The organism is Prochlorococcus marinus str. MIT 9201 (genome assembly GCF_000759955.1).
Classification (GTDB): Bacteria; Cyanobacteriota; Cyanobacteriia; order PCC-6307; family Cyanobiaceae; genus Prochlorococcus_A; species Prochlorococcus_A marinus_G.
In genome coordinates, this window is sequence record NZ_JNAL01000010.1 from 26,148 (window position 1) to 43,277 (window position 17,130).

Genomic DNA, 17,130 nt, shown 5'->3' on the forward strand with positions numbered 1-17,130 from the left:
AACAGTAAGGTGTCTCATTCTCTATTATTTATATGCAATGGTCATGGAGAAGATGTAATAGCAAGGGAAATCATAAAAAGATTACTAAAAAAAATAAAAAATAAAAATATTGAAGTTTTGCCGTTAGTAGGAAATGGAGATTTATTTAACTCTATAAAATCAAGGAATTTTAGTAAAATAGGATATTTAAAAGAGCTGCCTAGCGGAGGTTTTAGTAATCAAAGTCTGAAGGGATTTGTTCTTGATTTATTTGCAGGATTTTTAATCTATAATTTAAGAAATTTTCTACTTGTAAAACAGAAGTCAAAACATAACTGCAAAATTATCGCAGTAGGCGATTTCTTGCCATTACTTTACGCTTGGAGTTCAGAATGTGAATTTAGTTTCATTGGAACTCCTAAAAGTGATCATACTTGGAGTAGTGGTCCAGGGTGTGATTTAAGCGATTTTTATCATAAGTTGAAAGGTTCCGAATGGGATCCATGGGAAATGTTTTTAATGAAATCTCCAAGATGTAAAAATATAATTATGAGAGATAAAATTACAGCTAATAATTTAAATAGAAAAAATATTGATGCAAAATACCTAGGTAATCCAATGATGGATTTTGTTAATGCAACAAACAAGAAGGTGTCAAATATTATTTCTTTTAAAAGGATTATTTTATTAGTTGGAAGTAGATACCCTGAAGCTTTTAAAAATCTTGATAATTTTCTTAAATGTCTGCAAGATTTTCATTTATCAAAGGATCTGCTAATACTTTTGCCCTTGAGTATTAATGCAAATATGATTCAAATTCAAAGTTTTTTAAATAAACATGGTTTTATAAAACAAAGTAAGGTTAAATTTCTAATTGATGAAGATTCAGTATGGAAAAAGAAAAATCAATATGTAGTGATCGGAAAAGGTAAATTCAATTCATGGGCCAATATGGCAGAAGTTGGCTTGTCTAATGCAGGAACTGCTACAGAGCAAATAGCTGGCCTTGGGATTCCATCTCTTTCTCTTCCGGGACCTGGACCACAATTTACAAAATCATTTGCAAAAAGGCAATCAAGGTTATTGGGAGGTAGTGTTTTAGTTTGCAAGAACAAAAAAATTCTTTTAAAACGTTTAAGTTTTCTTTTGAAACGCAAAGTTGATAGGTTAGAACAAGCAAAAATTGGAAAAAAAAGAATGGGTGAATCCGGAGCGAGTAAGAAAATCGTAGATGCTATAAACCTCCATTTGTTATCTTAGTAAATGGTACTAGCTTATTAATTATTAATTCTTTTATGTATCCAATAAATGATCGGCAATATCTAAAAATTTGTGCAGAAATTGCAAAACTTATGAGTATAAGCTTATCTTCTGCTAAAAAGAAAGTAGAAATTCAAATTGCAAAAGAAGGCTCGAAAACTATTCAAGAAAAAATACAAGTTGCTCAAAATGTCTTAAAAATTTGCGAAAAAAATGATGGAGATAAATTTAGTTCCTCAAAAATACTTGATAAGCTTATGAAAACTCTTGATGGTGAAGATAATTTTTTAACTGATGATTAATTCTTAATGTTCAAATATATTTGAGAATTTTAGTATGTCTAAATCAGCATGTACAGAAACTGTTTCGAAACATTTTTGAGCTAATTCGAGTCTACTCTCTCTTTCTAAGATAACTTTTAATTTGTGCATAGCCTCAATTAAATATCTAACATCATTTGCTGCATAATCTAATTGATCTTTTGTTAAATCTTCATTGCTACCCCAGTCACTACTTTGCGAGCTTTTGTCCAGTTCTACACCTAACAGTTCATTAATTAAATCCTTTAAACCGTGCTTATTTGTATAAGTTCTTGCCAACTTACTAGCAATTTTTGTACAAAAAATATTTTTTGTATTAATTTCAAGATTGCATTTTAGAGCTGCTACATCAAATCTCGCATAGTGAAATATTTTAGTAATTTTGTCATCTTCAAGAAGTGCTTTTAAATATGGTGAAGAAGATGTATTAAGTTCGATTTTTATACAGGATGTTCTTTTAAATTCATTGCATATTTGTACTAGACAGAGTCTATCTCTTCCATGAATCAAACCCATTGCTTCAGTGTCAATAGCTAGGTAGGATGATTTTTTATAAAGATTGTATAAATCTGCTGTTAAATCGCTATAAAGAAGATCAATATTAGTATTTTCAATAGTCATTTTTAATAAGTTTTTAAAGTAATTTAAGATTTAGAATATTAATTAAGATTTTATTTAATTAAGAATTTTTATCTAATGGAAATATTTTACAGAATAATTCTAAAAATTTATAATATGATGTAACTTTAATTTTTATTCTCGAATTAATAGAAAAAATTTATTTAATGTCCTATTCCTTAAATTCAACATTATTACTGACAATTCTTTTGGCCATAGGATTATTTTTTTTTCTTAGGGCTTCCAGTAAAGATAGAACAACAATCGTTGAGATTTCATCTTCTCAGAAACCAGTTAAGGTTTTAAATGGTTTATGTGAATGGCTTAATTTGAGGGGATGGAAGCAAACAGGAGGAGATTTTGAACAAAAAATTTTAATATTTAAAGGTCAAGTTGTTTCTAGTAAATTTTTAGCAATTTTTTTAGGATTTCTTGGCGGTTTTGGTTCTTGCGCTTTGGGATTAGTAATTATTCAAATATATCCTGATTTAGGTTGGTGGCCTATTTTTTTGGGATTAATTGGTGGCCCTTTGTCTGGAATTGTTTATTTTAAAAAATCGGCAAGGGAGGAGAAATTTGAATTAAGGTTGATCAATGAAAATGAAAATGATTCAACTTTCATGAGACTAAGAGCGCATAGGGATGAATTAATCTCTTTAGAAAATGAACTTGGAGAAAAACTTCAATTAAAAAGTGACGGTTCTTTATTTAAAACACCTATTTAAGATACTTTAAAATTTTGTTCGATAATTTTTAATCAAAAATATCATTGTCTATACAGAATTTCTCTAACTGTTTATCGTTTAACCAATCTTGGGGTTTTGTAAAAATTGATGTGAGAAATTCCTCTCGTGAACCCTTTTTAGCTTTATATCCATATTCCCATCTTGCTAAAGGCGGCAAGGACATCAATATAGATTCAGTTCTGCCATTTGTTTGAAGTCCAAAAATCGTCCCTCTATCCCAAACTAAATTGAATTCGACATATCTACCTCTTCTATATAGCTGGAATTCTCTTTCCTTCGATGAATATTTTTGAGAAGCTCTTTTTTCAATAATGGGCAAATATGAAGGGAGGAATGCCTGCCCACAGTTTTCCGCTAAAGAAAATAAATTATCCCAATTTAAATTAGATCTGCCAACATTTTGTGAAGCTTTTGATGCCTCTCCATTTTGATTATTTCCCCTATAAATATTGCCTGAACCATCTTGATAATCATAAAAAATACCTCCTATGCCTCTAGATTCATTTCTATGCTTCAAGAAGAAATATTCATCACACCAAGGTTTGAAAACTTTATGCAAATCTTGATCAATTTTCTCACAAGCTTTTTTATGCTCGTTATGAAAATTCTTTACATCAGAAAGATAAGGATAAAAAGGGGTTAAGTCTGCACCTCCCCCAAACCACCAAACAGGACCAGCTTCGAAATATCGATAATTCAGATGAACGGTAGGAATATAGGGATTCTTAGGGTGCAATACCATAGATGTTCCCGTGGCAAACCATTCATGACCTTTTGCTTCGGGCCTTTGAGAGATTATAGATTGAGGTAATTCTTTTCCATGTACTTCCGAGAAGTTTACTCCTGCTTGCTCAAAAATAGAACCATTTTTCAATACTCTTGATCTTCCACCGCCACCTTCGTCTCTTATCCAGGATTCTTCTGTAAACGTCCCTTTGCCATCTACATTTTCAAGCCCTGAACAAATTTTGTTTTGTAGAGTTAATAAGAGATTTTTAGTTTTTTCTCTCGAGTTTTTAGGAGGTTCTTTCAACATGTATTTAGTAAATCTTGAAGAAAAAAATTTTTTTGGTTAATTATAAGTTTCCCTTTATAATTTCTCTTAGGGGAACCTTATTGCCTATTATTTGATAGTTCGACATAGTTCTTAATCTTTTAAACAGTCGACTACCTTGTCAAAATATTTAAAAATTTAATGACCACAATAGAAGATGCGAATTTTGCTTTACAAAAGGTTCTAGATGCTGGATCAAAGAAAAATGTAATTGAATTAGCTTGGATTAAAAACGTAAGAGTAACTATACCGAGAGTAATCGTAACATTATCATTACCATCATTTGCAAATTCACAGAGAGATAGAATTGTACAAGAGGTTAGAAAAGTACTACTGGATTTTGAAGATATTGATGATGTTCAAATAGAAATAGATAATAATCCTCCCAAAACAGAATCTCAAAATCAAAGTAATACTCCAGATTTGCAGAAGATTGATGGGATTCGGCATATCATCGCTGTGAGCAGTGGTAAAGGTGGAGTTGGAAAAAGTACTATCGCAGTAAATCTTGCTTGTTCTTTGGCTAAATTAGGCTTGAAAACTGGTTTACTGGATGCGGATATCTATGGACCTAATACTCCCTCAATGATGGGAGTCGCCGAACAGAATCCAAAGGTTACAGAAGGTGGTGGTAATGATCAAAGATTAATACCAATAAACAAATATGGAATTTCATTAGTGTCAATGGGTTTCCTCATTGAAGAAGGTCAGCCAGTTATATGGAGAGGACCAATGCTTAATAGTATTATTCGTCAATTTCTTTATCAAGTTGAATGGAACAATCTTGACTTTTTGGTTATTGACTTGCCTCCTGGAACAGGAGATGCTCAAATATCCCTTTCTCAATCTGTGCCTATTTCTGGAGCAATCGTTGTTACTACTCCTCAACAAGTATCTTTGCAAGATGCGAGGAGGGGATTAGCAATGTTTCAACAACTCGGAGTGCCTTTACTGGGAATTGTAGAAAATATGTCAGTATTTATTCCGCCGGATATGCCAAGTAAAAAATATGAAATTTTTGGAAAGGGGGGTGGACAAACATTAGCTCAAGAAAATGATTTACCATTATTAGCACAAATTCCTATTGAAATCCCTCTCGTTGATGAAAGTAATAAAGGTGTACCAATCTCAATAAGTCAGCCTAATAAAGAAAGTTCTATTGCATTTGGTAACTTAGCTCAATTAATTAAGAATCAATTTGTTGTTAGATAATTGATGTTTAGGAGTTTTTCTTTATTAAATAAGAGAGGATTTTTATCAAAAAAAGACAAACTTAATAGAAGTTTTTTATTTTCTCCACTACTTTTAATTCCTCTGTTTTTAGTTATTATTTCGGGTTTATTAATAAAAAGTATTCAGGAAAATTTAATTACGTCAAATTACTTAGATCATATCCTTACTGGTTTTTTAGGTTATTTTTTAGCATTTTTTATTTCTTTTATACCGTTAGAGAGAATTAGAAAATATTTGGGCCCATTTTATTTGTGTACTTTAATGTCCTTATTACTAGTTTATTTTTTTGGAATCTCAGTTTCTGGTGCTCAAAGATGGCTAAACTTGGGTATCTTTTCTTTTCAGCCTTCAGAAGTAGCTAAACTAAGTACTGTATTAACTCTTGCTTTAGTACTTGATAAAAAAATAATTTCAACAATAAGAGATTTAGTATTGCCCTTATTAGTAGTAGTTATTCCTTGGGTTCTAATTTTTTTTCAACCGGACTTAGGCACCTCTTTAGTTTTACTTGTTTTGACAGGTGTGATGCTCTATTGGTCGCAAATGGCCATAGAGTGGATATTGATATTAGTGTTTTGTATTCTCACTTCAATATTATATTTATCCTTACCAACTCTTCTTATTTTCTGGATTCCATTTATAGGATATCTTGCTTATAGATCTTCGAAAAAGAAAATTATTTTTTCTGCTCTCGCTATTTCGTTCCATTTATTAGTGGCAAAATTGACACCAATTTTGTGGCAATATGGTTTAAAAGAATATCAAAAAGATAGATTAGTTTTATTTTTAGATCCAAATAGAGATCCATTAGGTGGGGGATATCATTTGATACAGAGTCAAATTGCAATTGGCTCTGGAGGATTATTTGGGACTGGCTTGCTTCGAGGTAAGCTCACTAATTTGCAATTTATACCAGAACAACATACTGATTTTATATTTAGTGCTTTAGGAGAAGAATTGGGTTTTGTGGGGTGCATAATAGTTTTATTTTTGTTCTTTTTTTTGATTCAAAAACTTATTAATACTGCAACAATTGCTAGGACAAATTTTGAATCTCTAATTGTAATTGGAATAGCTTCAACTTTTTTATTCCAAATAATTATTAACTTATTTATGACTATTGGATTAGGACCAGTAACTGGAATTCCGCTTCCTTTTATGAGCTATGGTCGAACGTCATTGGTGACTAATTTTATATCTATTGGATTTGTTTTATCTATATTGAAACGCTCTAGATCACTCAGAAGTTGATGAAATCACAAATTACCATAAAAAAAATTCAAGACCTTTTGATGGAAGGAGTTCAAACTATCTATGTGGATGATGATACATCTAGAAGAATGTGGTGGGCTTCTTTAGAAGTAATTCAAAAAGATTTCCTTTCTAAGAATTTTAAATATGGGGGAGTTTGGGTTGCTTCGCCTTTGCCAGCATTTAATGATAAAAAATTTTTAAATCAACTTCATGGATGGCTTTGGTCTCCTGAGGGGTTTCCATACTTTCAAAATGAGAATGCAGGTTTTTTACCAGTTAATAATTCAGACAAGATAAAAAAAGATTTAGATTTAGTTAGTAATTATAAAGTCTTAAATCTTAGTCAAGAAGATGGTTATGAACCTTTTCTTATGATAATCACACCAAATTTTCAATGCATTTTATCAATTGTAGGAGAAAAAGATAAGAAAATTCTATTAATAAAGTGTGATGAAGAAAGCCTAAAACTTTCAATTGAATTAATGCATGCAAAATTAAATCAAGAAAATTATGATGAAGGAGTAAAATTTCGTAATGCGATTAATAATTTAGGTAACCTTAATATTAATATTCAATTTGAAAAATTATTTTGGCCAATGTTGTCGGCAAAATTAGCAAATATTGCGCCAAATCATAATATTAAAAATTCTTTTAAAAATGATCAAAAAAATGTACAAATAACTGAAGCAAAACTATTACGTGCAATATCTCATGAAGTAAGAACACCATTGGCAACAATAAGAACCCTTATAAGTTCTACTTTAAAAAAATATAAGATGGACGAATCAATGAAAAATCGTTTAATGCAAATTGATAATGAATGTAATGAACAAATTGATAGGTTTGGTTTAATCTTTAATGCAGCAGAATTAGTGAGCAATGAAGTTCCAACACAAAATAATTTGGCAAAAATCAATTTAGCTGAAATTTTTAAAAAGCTTGCTCCTTTATGGAATAAACAATTAAATCGACGTGGGATTTTTTTAAAAATTGATATTCCAAATCAACTCCCACAAATTTTGAGCGATTCTGAAAAATTAGAATTAATGTTAAGTGGATTAATTGATAAAAATACTAGAGGCTTAAAAGAAGGTAGTACATTAATTTTAGAATTAAGACCGGCTGGTCAAAAACTGAAACTTCAACTAAAAGTGCAAAAATTAGATAGTAATAATAAAGAAATTCAAAAAAGAGAGAAAGGTTCTGATCTAGGACCCGTTTTAAATTGGAATCCTCAAACTGGTAGCCTTCAACTAAGTCAGAATGCTACTCAAAAGTTGTTAGCGAGTTTAGGAGGACATGTCACACAAAGGCGTGATACGGGTTTGACAGTATTTTTTCCGATTTCAGATTCAAATTAAAATGAGAAAGAAATTTTACATTTATTAAATAATGTAGAAACTTTCCTATTAATTTGAATTTTGTAAAATATGAATGCTAATTTCTTATTATAAATAACTCAAAATCTAGGATGACTGAAACTTTAGTTGGTCAATTTCCAAAGCATATAGGAAGTACTGGGGGTTTATTAAACTCAGCAGAAACCGAAGAAAAATATGCAATTGTATGGAAAAGTACGAAAGAACAAGCATTTGAATTACCTACAGGTGGTGCCGCTATTATGCATGAAGGTGATAATTTAATGTACTTTGCAAGAAAAGAACAATGCCTTGCACTAGGGACGCAATTACGATCTTTTAAGCCAAGAATTGAAGACTTTAAAATTTATAGAATTTTCCCAGGTGGAGATATTGAATTTTTACATCCTAAAGATGGCGTCTTCCCTGAGAAAGTTAACGAGGGCAGAGAAAAAGTAGGACATAACCCAAGAAGAATAGGCGAGAATCCTAATCCAGCTGGGTTGAAATTTACAACAAAAAATACTTTTGATTAATTTCTTTAAAGTTGATATAAAAGAAAAATATATTTATAATTTGGGTTGACATTATAAGTATGATCGGCTCTCAGAAAGATAGTTTTTTAAAGGCTTACCAAGAAGGTAAAAATTTTATACCTATTACTCAAACTTGGCCTGCAGATTTAGAGACTCCATTATCAACTTGGATAAAATTATCCGAAAAAAATTCACATGGTGTTTTCCTTGAGTCAGTAGAAGGTGGGGAAAGTTTGGGTAGATGGAGCATAGTTGCTACTAAACCTCTCTGGGAAGCAGTGTGTAAAGGAGAAGAAATAGTGAAAACTTGGAACAGTGGAAAAACTGAAATATATAAAGGCGATCCTTTTGATATTTTAAAAAATTGGACAAAGGAATATAAATCAATCATTCTTGATGACTTACCATCAGTTGGACAATTGTATGGCTCTTGGGGTTATGAATTAATAAATCGAATAGAACCAAGCGTTCCAATAAATGAGACACCAGAAAATAATATCCCTTATGGTTCCTGGATGTTTTTCGATCAGTTAGTTGTTTTTGATCAAATTAAAAGATGTATAACTGCAGTGGTTTATGCAGATACAACTTCTTCAAAAGAGTTCTCTATTGAAGAGTTATATTTAAATTCAATTTCTAAAATTCAGAAAACTCGAAATTTGATGAGAGTTCCTCTAAAAGAAAATGAGTTTTTAGATTGGAATGAAAACGAGAATATGAATTTAGATCTTGAGAGTAATTGGAAAAAAAAAGATTTTGAAGATGCAGTTCTTTCTGCAAAAGAATACATAAGAAAAGGAGATATTTTCCAAATAGTTTTAAGTCAGAAATTCCAAACTAAAGTCAATAATGATCCATTTAATTTATATAGAAGTTTGAGGATGGTCAATCCCTCTCCCTACATGTCATTTTTTAATTTTGGTTCATGGTATTTGATAGGTTCTAGTCCTGAAGTAATGGTTAAAGCTGAAAAAAATAAAAATAACCGGATTGTTGCAAGCTTAAGGCCTATAGCAGGTACAAGACCTAGAGGTATTGATAAACGACAAGACCTAGAATTAGAAAAGGATTTGTTAAAAGATCCAAAAGAGATAGCTGAGCATGTAATGCTTATTGATCTCGGTAGAAATGATCTAGGAAGAGTATGTGAAATTGGTACTGTTGAGGTTAAGGACTTAATGGTTATAGAGAAATATTCACATGTTATGCATATAGTTAGTGAAGTGGAGGGAATTTTAAGAAACAATGCTGATGTATGGGATTTGCTAAAAGCGTCTTTCCCCGCTGGAACAGTTACTGGTGCGCCAAAAATAAGAGCGATGCAATTGATTCATCACTTTGAAAAAGATGCTAGAGGGCCTTATGCTGGTGTTTACGGATCAATTGATATCAATGGTTCTTTAAATACGGCGATTACAATAAGAACTATGATAGTAAAACCTTCTAAAGATGGTAAATATGATGTTTCAGTGCAAGCAGGTGCTGGAATAGTTGCTGATTCCTCTCCTGAAAATGAATATCAAGAGACGATAAATAAAGCAAAGGGGATACTCAAAGCATTAGCCTGTTTAGATAAGTAAATGAGTCACAATCATCTTTTTAAGGGTTTTGAGGTTGAACTTTTCACTGGTTCTTTAAAATCTCATATTGGGGTTTCGGCTGAAATTGAGAAACAATTCCCTGATTTTGTAAAAGAGCCAGATAATAGAAACGTTGAATACATAACAACACCTGAAAAAGACTACGATTTTTTATACAAGAAATTAATAACTCCAAGAAAAAAGTTAAGAAGATGGCTAAACAAAAAAGAGTTAACAATCATTCCTTCATCTACTCTTTGTTTTAAACACGATATTCAATTTCAAAGATCTGATATTGACAATGTTTATCATCAATTTATACAAGATAATTATGGAACCTCAATTGCAACTTCAAGTGTCCATATAAACGTAGGAATAGATGATTTAGATAAGCTTTTTGCGGCTATAAGACTTATAAGATCTGAAGCTGCTATATATCTATCACTAAGCGCTAGCTCACCTTTTTTAAATAATAAAATTACGGAGAATCATTCTCAGAGATGGATACAATTTCCTAAAACACCAAGAAAGGTGCCTTTTTTTGTAAATCATAATTCTTATATCGAATGGATCGAGGAAAATATAGCTAATAAAAATATGCAAAATATCCGGCATTTTTGGTCTTCAATACGACCTAATGGTCCTCAAAGACCTTTAATTGTTGATCGGTTGGAATTAAGAATTTGTGATTTTATTTATGATGTTAACTTGCTTTTAGGGATAACGGCCATGATAGAACTAAGGATTTTAAATCTTTTTGAAAATATAAATACTTTAGATCCTTTGAATGCCAGTTATTTTTCTATTGATAAATTACCCGAAATATGTGATCAAAATGAAATTAATGCTGCTAAAGAAAGTTTGAATTCAGAATTAATTCACTGGCAGGATGGCAAAAAAGTTATTTGTAGAGAGTGGATTCATAATTTATTATCAGATTTGTCATACACAGCAGAAAATTTTGGTATGAAACATCTTTTGAATCCTATTTATAAAGTCCTTGAAGAAGGCAATCAATCTATGAAATGGATAAATCAATATGAAAAAGGTCTTTCTATTGAGCAAATAATGAAAATTTCTATCGAAGATATGATTAGGAGTGAAGGCGGGAATGTTTAATTATTTAAACAAACATTTGATCTGAACATTTTTACTTGTGACATAATGATTATATGGAATCTTTTAGACAGGTAAAAAATAAAAACGTGGATCTGATAAGTAACAATGATCCACTTGATAAAAATCGTCTTTTAATAGAAGATCTTTGGGAATCTGTACTCAGAGAAGAATGCCCAGATGATCAAGCAGAGAGATTGATACAGCTTAAAGAATTAAGTTATTCAAAACAAATTGATGGTGATATTTCAAAAACTTTTAAAAATGAAATAGTTGATATTGTAAATTCAATGGATTTAGCAGAATCTATTGCAGCCGCAAGGGCGTTTTCATTGTATTTTCAACTTGTGAATATTTTGGAACAAAGAGTTGAAGAAGATAGATATATTCAGAGCTTTACCAATAAGGATGTTCAAAAATCGCCCGATAATCTTGATCCATTTGCTCCAGCATTGGCTAGGCAAAATGCTCCAGTAACTTTTAGAGAATTATTTTACAGGCTGAGGAAATTAAATGTACCACCAGGTAAATTAGAAGAGTTATTGCAGGAAATGGATATCCGTTTAGTTTTTACCGCACATCCTACTGAGATAGTGAGACATACGATTAGACATAAGCAAACAAGAGTAGCAAATTTATTAAAAAAAATACAGATTGAGCAATTTCTAACAAAAGAAGAAAAAAATTCTCTAAAAACCCAATTAAAAGAGGAAGTAAGACTTTGGTGGAGAACAGATGAATTGCATCAATTTAAACCATCAGTTCTAGACGAAGTGGATTATGCCTTGCATTATTTTCAGCAAGTTTTATTTAATGCGATGCCTCAATTGAGGGGCAGGATCAGTGAAGCGCTAACCGAAAATTATCCAGATGTTCAGTTGCCCTCTGAATCTTTCTGTAATTTTGGTTCTTGGGTAGGCTCCGATAGGGACGGTAATCCATCGGTTACTCCTGAGATAACATGGAGAACAGCTTGCTATCAAAGGCAGTTGATGTTGGAAAGATATATTATTGCGACATCTAATCTTAGAGATCAATTAAGTGTCTCGATGCAATGGAGTCAAGTTAGTTCTTCTCTATTGGAGTCACTCGAAACGGACAGGGTTAAGTTCCCAGAAATCTATGAGGCAAGGGCTACAAGGTATAGATCAGAGCCTTACAGATTGAAATTAAGTTATATTTTAGAAAAATTAAGGTTGACACAAGAAAGAAATAATTTATTAGCTAATAATGGTTGGAAATTCGACTTAGAGGGAGAAATTGATAACAAAAATCTAGATAAAGTTGAAAACTTACATTACAAGTCAGTCAACGAATTTACTTATGATCTCGAATTAATTAAAAATAGCCTGATCAGTACAGATTTAACGTGCGAGTCTGTAAACACCTTACTTACTCAGGTTCATATTTTTGGATTTTCTTTGGCAAGTTTAGATATTCGTCAAGAGAGTACAAGGCATAGTGACGCTATACAAGAGCTTACAAATTATCTTGATTTATCTGTGCAATATGACCAAATGTCTGAGGAAGAGAAAATTCAATGGCTCATAGACGAATTAAATACAAAAAGGCCTCTTATTCCATCTGATGTTAACTGGACAAAAACTACTGAAGAAACTTTTTCAGTTTTTAAGATGGTTAAGAGATTACAGCAAGAATTTGGAAGCCGCATTTGTCATTCTTATGTAATTTCAATGAGTCATAGTGCATCTGATTTACTTGAAGTGCTCTTACTGGCAAAAGAAATGGGGCTTCTTGACCAAAATTCACAAAAGTCAAACTTATTAGTTGTTCCTCTTTTTGAAACTGTAGAAGACCTTAAAAGAGCACCAGAAGTAATGGAAAAGTTGTTTAAATTAGACTTCTATAGATCATTATTGCCAAAAGTGGGAGAATCTTTTAAACCTCTTCAAGAATTAATGCTTGGATATTCTGATAGCAACAAAGATTCGGGGTTTGTTTCTAGTAATTGGGAAATTCATAGAGCTCAAATAGCTCTTCAAAATCTTTCAAGTAGAAATAACATATTGCTAAGACTTTTTCATGGCAGAGGCGGTTCTGTAGGGAGAGGAGGAGGTCCAGCCTATCAGGCAATATTGGCTCAACCGAGCGGTACTTTAAAAGGGCGAATAAAAATAACAGAACAAGGCGAAGTTTTAGCTTCTAAATATAGTCTTCCTGAACTGGCTTTGTATAATCTTGAAACTGTCACTACAGCGGTGATTCAAAATAGTTTGGTGAATAATAGACTTGATGCTACTCCAGAATGGAATAAATTAATGTCTAGGCTGGCAGAAACATCAAGGTCTCACTACAGAAAATTAGTGCATGAGAATCCTGATTTATTAAATTTCTTTCAAGAGGTCACTCCAATAGAAGAAATAAGTAAATTACAAATATCTAGTAGGCCTGCTAGAAGAAAAAAAGGTGCAAAAGATTTGTCAAGTTTAAGAGCTATTCCATGGGTATTTGGTTGGACGCAAAGTAGATTTCTTTTGCCAAGTTGGTTTGGAGTAGGTACTGCTTTGTCATCTGAATTAAATTCAGATCCAGAACAAATTGAGTTATTAAGAGTTCTGAATCAAAGATGGCCATTCTTTAGGATGCTTATATCTAAGGTTGAAATGACATTATCCAAAGTGGATTTGGAAGTTGCTAGATATTATGTTGATACTCTTGGAAGCAAAGAAAATAAAGATTCTTTTGATGATATTTTTGAAGTAATTTCCAAAGAATATAATCTTACAAAATCTTTAATACTTCAAATTACTGGTAAAAATAAGCTCCTCGAATCTGATAGAGACTTGAAATCATCAGTAAGCTTGAGAAATAAGACAATTATCCCATTAGGGTTTTTGCAGGTTTCACTTTTAAGAAGACTAAGAGACCAAACAAGACAACCCCCCATAAGCGAATTTATTATTGATAAAGATGAATCTAGAAGAGCTTATAGTAGAAGTGAACTTTTGAGGGGGGCACTTTTAACTATTAATGGGATAGCAGCTGGTATGAGAAATACAGGTTGATAATTGCAATATTTTTCTAAAAAAAAACTTGTTCTTCCAGAAGGTTATTTTGTTAACTCTTCTCAAATCCCATTAGCTAGAGAAGTTAATAGACTTTTAGCGACTTGTGGCTGTGAGACATTTCCAATAAAACCTCTTTCTGAGGCTATTCAGAAAAGTAATTTCTTTTTTACCATACAGAGTGAATTAAAAAATAAATTATATGGCTTTGTAAGGGTTACGTCCGATAAGGGATTGAATGCTAACTTGTGGAATTTAAGTGCATTGCCAGGTAATAATCAGCAACTTTATTATTCAATATTGCTTCAAGTAACTCTCGAAAAAATTAATAGAGAAATGCCTGGATGCAGTATTTCTGTACAGGCTCCAATATCTTCGTTTTTAAGTTTAGAGGAAAATGGATTCATACTTGATCCAAATGGAATAAGAGTAATGGGATATAAACTTTAAAAATAATGTTACGAGCATGGAGGGATTCGAACCCCCGACTCTCAGAACCGGAATCTGATGCTCTATCCAACTGAGCTACATGCCCTTTAATTTTTCAATTTCTTTAAAGAAAATCTAAATATTTTAAACTTAGCTAATTTAATTAATGAATGCACAAAAAAAATTTTTTTAAATAAATTAAAAATTAAAAATTTTCGGAACCATAAAAGTTTTGAAATTGATTTAAAAGAGCGAAGAGCTATTGTTCTTGGCTGTAACGGTATTGGTAAGTCAAATTTACTTGAATCGGTTGAATTTTTAAGTCAATTAAAGTCTAATAGAGCATTAAGCGATAAAGATTTAATAGAGAAAGACAGTGATATGGCTGTAGTCATAGGACAGATTAACTTTGAAGACGATTTAAAGTTAAATTTGTTCCGAAAAGGCCCTAAAAGAATTTACGTCAATGAATCAATCTTGAAAAAACAGAGTGAAATAAAGAATTATATTCGAAGTGTATGTTTCTGCTCTAATGATATAGATATTGTTAGAAGTGAACCAAGTTATCGAAGACTATGGATTGATAAAGTCGTATCTCAGCTTGAACCAGTATATTTAGACTTAATAAGTAAATTTAACAGACTTTTAAAGCAAAGAAGTCATTTTTGGCGTTCTGAAAGTTTCTTAAAAACGCAATCCTCAGATATTGTTGAAAGCTTTGATATTCAAATGTCAATAATAAGTACAAGAATTTTTAGGCGTAGAAGGAGGGCTCTATTAAAAATAAAACCATATGTTGAATATTGGCATAATCACTTAAGTAAATCTAAAGAGCAAATAGAAATAAATTATCTTTCAGGGATACAAAATATAAGTCCAGAAGAAGAAGAAGAAGAAGTTATTAGTAAAAAAATAGCAGAACAACTCTTAAATCAGCGTTCAGTAGAAGCATTGACTGGTAAATGTAATTTTGGCCCTCATCGTGATGATGTTGAGTTTCTAATCAATAATGTTTCAGTTAGAAAATATGGTTCATCAGGACAGCAAAGGACTTTTATCCTGGCTTTAAAGATGGCTGAACTAGATTTATTAACCAAAACACTAAACGTCCCTCCAATACTTATATTAGATGATGTCTTGGCGGAATTAGATTTAACCAGGCAAAATTTGTTATTGAATTCTGTTGGTAAAGATAGTCAATGTTTGATAAGTGCGACACATATAGATAAATTTAATCGGTCTTTCTTGGGCTCTTCACAAATGATTCACTTATGATTTCAAAATTGCGTTATTTTAGCTAATCTTAAATTTATATAAATTGCTTGAATGAAAATCCAAAAAAAAAGTCAAATATTAAGTTCGTTCAGTGATGAACAAAAATTAAGTCATCAGAGTAAACACCTTTTGTTGGAACTTTATAGATGTAATTGCGAAAAATTAAATGACGAATCCTTTTTGCGTTGTATTTTAAACAGAGCTTCTAAATTGGCAAATGCAACAGTGCTGAATTTGATAAGTAATAAATTTGAGCCTCAGGGGGTTACGGCAATTGCATTACTGGCAGAATCTCATATTTCAATACATACTTGGCCTGAATCTAATTATTCTGCAGTCGATATATTTACATGTGGTCAAAATATGATGCCTGAATTAGCTAGTCAATATTTAATTGAATCTTTGATGGCTAAAGAACATTCTTTGCGTGTAATTGAGCGAAATCCACCCTCAGCAGTACCTAAACAGATCAGAACAGCTGTTTAATTCAATATTTATCTATTTAATTTTCCGCTTATCAGTCCTTCAAGATCTAAGCTTGTGCAATTAAATCCTAATTTCGAAAAATACTGAACTAATTCATTAAACTTATAGTTGTTAAAAAAGTGCCTTATTTCATCTTGGGGAATTTCTATTCTTGCGGTTGAGCCTTGGCATCGCACTCTAACCTCCGATAATCCACCTTCTTTAAGGTATTCTTCTGCTTTTTCAACCATTTTTAGCCTCTCACTAGTTATTTCATGCCCATAAGGAAATCTTGATGATAAACAAGGTTGAGCAGGTTTATCCCACCAAGGAAAACCTAATGCTCTTGATATGTCCCTAATATCTTGTTTTGAGAATTTAAATTTTGCAAGGGGAGAGATAACTCCTGCTTGTTTTGAGGCTTGTATACCTGGTCTATAATCTTTAAGATCATCAAGATTTACTCCATCTAAAACAATCTTGTAATTCAATTTTTTAGAAAGGTAGGTTGTATGTTTGTGAAGCTCTTTTTTGCATGCAAAGCATCTATCCTTGGGATTTTCACTATAACTTGGGTGGTCTAATTCTGATGTTTTAATTTCTAAGTGTTTTACTCCAATCCATTTTGCTTGACTTTTTGCTTCTTCTCTAAGAGTATTGGCTAAAGCAGGAGAAATACCAGTTATTGCAATTGCTTTGGCACCTAATTGCTCGAATGCCAATGATGCTACGAGTGTACTGTCAACTCCTCCGGAATAAGCAATACAAACACTTTCAAGATTCTTAATGTACCTTCTAATTGTATAAAGCTTTTCACTTTGTTCATCAGAGAGAATTTCTAGTTGATTGAACATGTTAATTACTTTAAAATTTAAATTACA

16 protein-coding genes and 1 tRNA gene are annotated in these 17,130 nt (G+C 31.7%); 13 read left to right on the forward strand and 4 right to left on the reverse strand.

Features of this window, described 5'->3' with window-relative positions:
* Window positions 1-9: 9 nt before the first annotated feature.
* Together EU95_RS09410 and EU95_RS05375 are read left to right on the forward strand one after the other, a co-directional pair.
* Window positions 10-1,239: a lipid-A-disaccharide synthase-related protein gene (locus EU95_RS09410; RefSeq protein ID WP_241466719.1), complete on the forward strand. Its 1,230-nt coding sequence runs from the start codon at window positions 10-12 to the stop codon at window positions 1,237-1,239.
* Window positions 1,240-1,274: 35 nt separating this feature from the next.
* The gene (locus tag EU95_RS05375; protein WP_032521955.1) at window positions 1,275-1,541 is read left to right on the forward strand and encodes a hypothetical protein; all 267 of its coding nucleotides are present in this window, start codon (window positions 1,275-1,277) and stop codon (window positions 1,539-1,541) included.
* Window positions 1,542-1,544: 3 nt separating this feature from the next.
* Here the strand turns inward: EU95_RS05375 and EU95_RS05370 are convergent, their stop codons facing one another.
* Complete coding sequence (locus EU95_RS05370; protein WP_032521956.1) at window positions 1,545-2,180, reverse strand: ribonuclease D; 636 nt, start codon at window positions 2,178-2,180, stop codon at window positions 1,545-1,547.
* A 164-nt stretch (window positions 2,181-2,344) separates the two neighbouring features.
* Here EU95_RS05370 and EU95_RS05365 point away from each other — a divergent pair, with 164 nt between their 5' ends.
* Entirely contained in the window at window positions 2,345-2,902 is a 558-nt protein-coding gene (locus EU95_RS05365; RefSeq protein ID WP_032521957.1) for a cofactor assembly of complex C subunit B, read from the forward strand.
* Between the two features lie 28 nt (window positions 2,903-2,930).
* Here EU95_RS05365 and hemF read toward each other — a convergent pair whose 3' ends face one another.
* Entirely contained in the window at window positions 2,931-3,959 is a 1,029-nt protein-coding gene (hemF, locus tag EU95_RS05360; protein WP_032521958.1) for an oxygen-dependent coproporphyrinogen oxidase, read from the reverse strand.
* A 159-nt stretch (window positions 3,960-4,118) separates the two neighbouring features.
* Between hemF and EU95_RS05355 the strand changes: the two genes are divergently transcribed.
* The 8 genes from EU95_RS05355 to EU95_RS05320 all read left to right on the forward strand — a co-directional run bounded on the left by EU95_RS05355 (window position 4,119) and on the right by EU95_RS05320 (window position 14,530).
* Window positions 4,119-5,189, forward strand: coding sequence for an Mrp/NBP35 family ATP-binding protein (locus EU95_RS05355; protein ID WP_032521959.1), 1,071 nt, complete (start codon window positions 4,119-4,121; stop codon window positions 5,187-5,189).
* Between the two features lie 3 nt (window positions 5,190-5,192).
* On the forward strand, window positions 5,193-6,461 hold the full coding sequence (gene rodA, locus EU95_RS05350) for a rod shape-determining protein RodA (protein WP_032521960.1): 1,269 nt from the start codon (window positions 5,193-5,195) through the stop codon (window positions 6,459-6,461).
* Window positions 6,461-7,825, forward strand: coding sequence for a sensor histidine kinase (locus EU95_RS05345; protein WP_032521961.1), 1,365 nt, complete (start codon window positions 6,461-6,463; stop codon window positions 7,823-7,825). Before rodA ends, EU95_RS05345 begins: the two co-directional genes overlap by 1 nt.
* A gap of 110 nt (window positions 7,826-7,935) precedes the next feature.
* Complete coding sequence (locus EU95_RS05340; protein ID WP_032521962.1) at window positions 7,936-8,358, forward strand: photosystem I reaction center subunit II PsaD; 423 nt, start codon at window positions 7,936-7,938, stop codon at window positions 8,356-8,358.
* Window positions 8,359-8,417: 59 nt separating this feature from the next.
* The gene (locus EU95_RS05335) at window positions 8,418-9,938 is read left to right on the forward strand and encodes an anthranilate synthase component I family protein (RefSeq protein WP_032521963.1); all 1,521 of its coding nucleotides are present in this window, start codon (window positions 8,418-8,420) and stop codon (window positions 9,936-9,938) included.
* Window positions 9,939-11,057, forward strand: a complete 1,119-nt coding sequence (gene gshA / locus EU95_RS05330; protein ID WP_032521964.1) for a glutamate--cysteine ligase — start codon at window positions 9,939-9,941, stop codon at window positions 11,055-11,057.
* A gap of 53 nt (window positions 11,058-11,110) precedes the next feature.
* Window positions 11,111-14,080 carry a phosphoenolpyruvate carboxylase gene (ppc, locus tag EU95_RS05325; protein ID WP_032521965.1) on the forward strand — a complete coding sequence of 990 codons (2,970 nt, stop codon included), beginning with the start codon at window positions 11,111-11,113 and terminating at the stop codon, window positions 14,078-14,080.
* A 3-nt stretch (window positions 14,081-14,083) separates the two neighbouring features.
* The gene (locus tag EU95_RS05320) at window positions 14,084-14,530 is read left to right on the forward strand and encodes a hypothetical protein (protein ID WP_032521967.1); all 447 of its coding nucleotides are present in this window, start codon (window positions 14,084-14,086) and stop codon (window positions 14,528-14,530) included.
* A gap of 11 nt (window positions 14,531-14,541) precedes the next feature.
* On the opposite strand, the gene EU95_RS05315 is transcribed toward EU95_RS05320, so the two are convergent.
* Window positions 14,542-14,615: transfer RNA gene (locus EU95_RS05315), tRNA-Arg, on the reverse strand.
* Window positions 14,616-14,692: 77 nt separating this feature from the next.
* Between EU95_RS05315 and recF the strand changes: the two genes are divergently transcribed.
* Window positions 14,693-15,784 carry a DNA replication/repair protein RecF gene (gene recF / locus EU95_RS05310; protein ID WP_072014835.1) on the forward strand — a complete coding sequence of 364 codons (1,092 nt, stop codon included), beginning with the start codon at window positions 14,693-14,695 and terminating at the stop codon, window positions 15,782-15,784.
* A gap of 51 nt (window positions 15,785-15,835) precedes the next feature.
* Window positions 15,836-16,270 carry an adenosylmethionine decarboxylase gene (gene speD, locus EU95_RS05305; RefSeq protein WP_032521969.1) on the forward strand — a complete coding sequence of 145 codons (435 nt, stop codon included), beginning with the start codon at window positions 15,836-15,838 and terminating at the stop codon, window positions 16,268-16,270.
* A gap of 8 nt (window positions 16,271-16,278) precedes the next feature.
* Here speD and larE read toward each other — a convergent pair whose 3' ends face one another.
* The gene (larE, locus tag EU95_RS05300; RefSeq protein ID WP_032521970.1) at window positions 16,279-17,103 is read right to left on the reverse strand and encodes an ATP-dependent sacrificial sulfur transferase LarE; all 825 of its coding nucleotides are present in this window, start codon (window positions 17,101-17,103) and stop codon (window positions 16,279-16,281) included.
* Between the last annotated feature and the right edge of the window lie 27 nt (window positions 17,104-17,130).

Excerpts from the sequence above, each read along its gene's own strand:
- EU95_RS05375 (WP_032521955.1), top strand. The coding sequence starts at position 1,275 with ATGTATCCAATAAATGATCGGCAATATCTAAAAATTTGTGCAGAAATT.
- EU95_RS05370 (WP_032521956.1), bottom strand. The coding sequence starts at position 2,180 with ATGACTATTGAAAATACTAATATTGATCTTCTTTATAGCGATTTAACA.
- EU95_RS05365 (WP_032521957.1), top strand. The coding sequence starts at position 2,345 with ATGTCCTATTCCTTAAATTCAACATTATTACTGACAATTCTTTTGGCC.
- hemF (WP_032521958.1), bottom strand. The coding sequence starts at position 3,959 with ATGTTGAAAGAACCTCCTAAAAACTCGAGAGAAAAAACTAAAAATCTC.
- EU95_RS05355 (WP_032521959.1), top strand. The coding sequence starts at position 4,119 with ATGACCACAATAGAAGATGCGAATTTTGCTTTACAAAAGGTTCTAGAT.
- rodA (WP_032521960.1), top strand. The coding sequence starts at position 5,193 with ATGTTTAGGAGTTTTTCTTTATTAAATAAGAGAGGATTTTTATCAAAA.
- EU95_RS05345 (WP_032521961.1), top strand. The coding sequence starts at position 6,461 with ATGAAATCACAAATTACCATAAAAAAAATTCAAGACCTTTTGATGGAA.
- EU95_RS05340 (WP_032521962.1), top strand. The coding sequence starts at position 7,936 with ATGACTGAAACTTTAGTTGGTCAATTTCCAAAGCATATAGGAAGTACT.
- EU95_RS05335 (WP_032521963.1), top strand. The coding sequence starts at position 8,418 with ATGATCGGCTCTCAGAAAGATAGTTTTTTAAAGGCTTACCAAGAAGGT.
- gshA (WP_032521964.1), top strand. The coding sequence starts at position 9,939 with ATGAGTCACAATCATCTTTTTAAGGGTTTTGAGGTTGAACTTTTCACT.
- ppc (WP_032521965.1), top strand. The coding sequence starts at position 11,111 with ATGGAATCTTTTAGACAGGTAAAAAATAAAAACGTGGATCTGATAAGT.
- speD (WP_032521969.1), top strand. The coding sequence starts at position 15,836 with ATGAAAATCCAAAAAAAAAGTCAAATATTAAGTTCGTTCAGTGATGAA.
- larE (WP_032521970.1), bottom strand. The coding sequence starts at position 17,103 with ATGTTCAATCAACTAGAAATTCTCTCTGATGAACAAAGTGAAAAGCTT.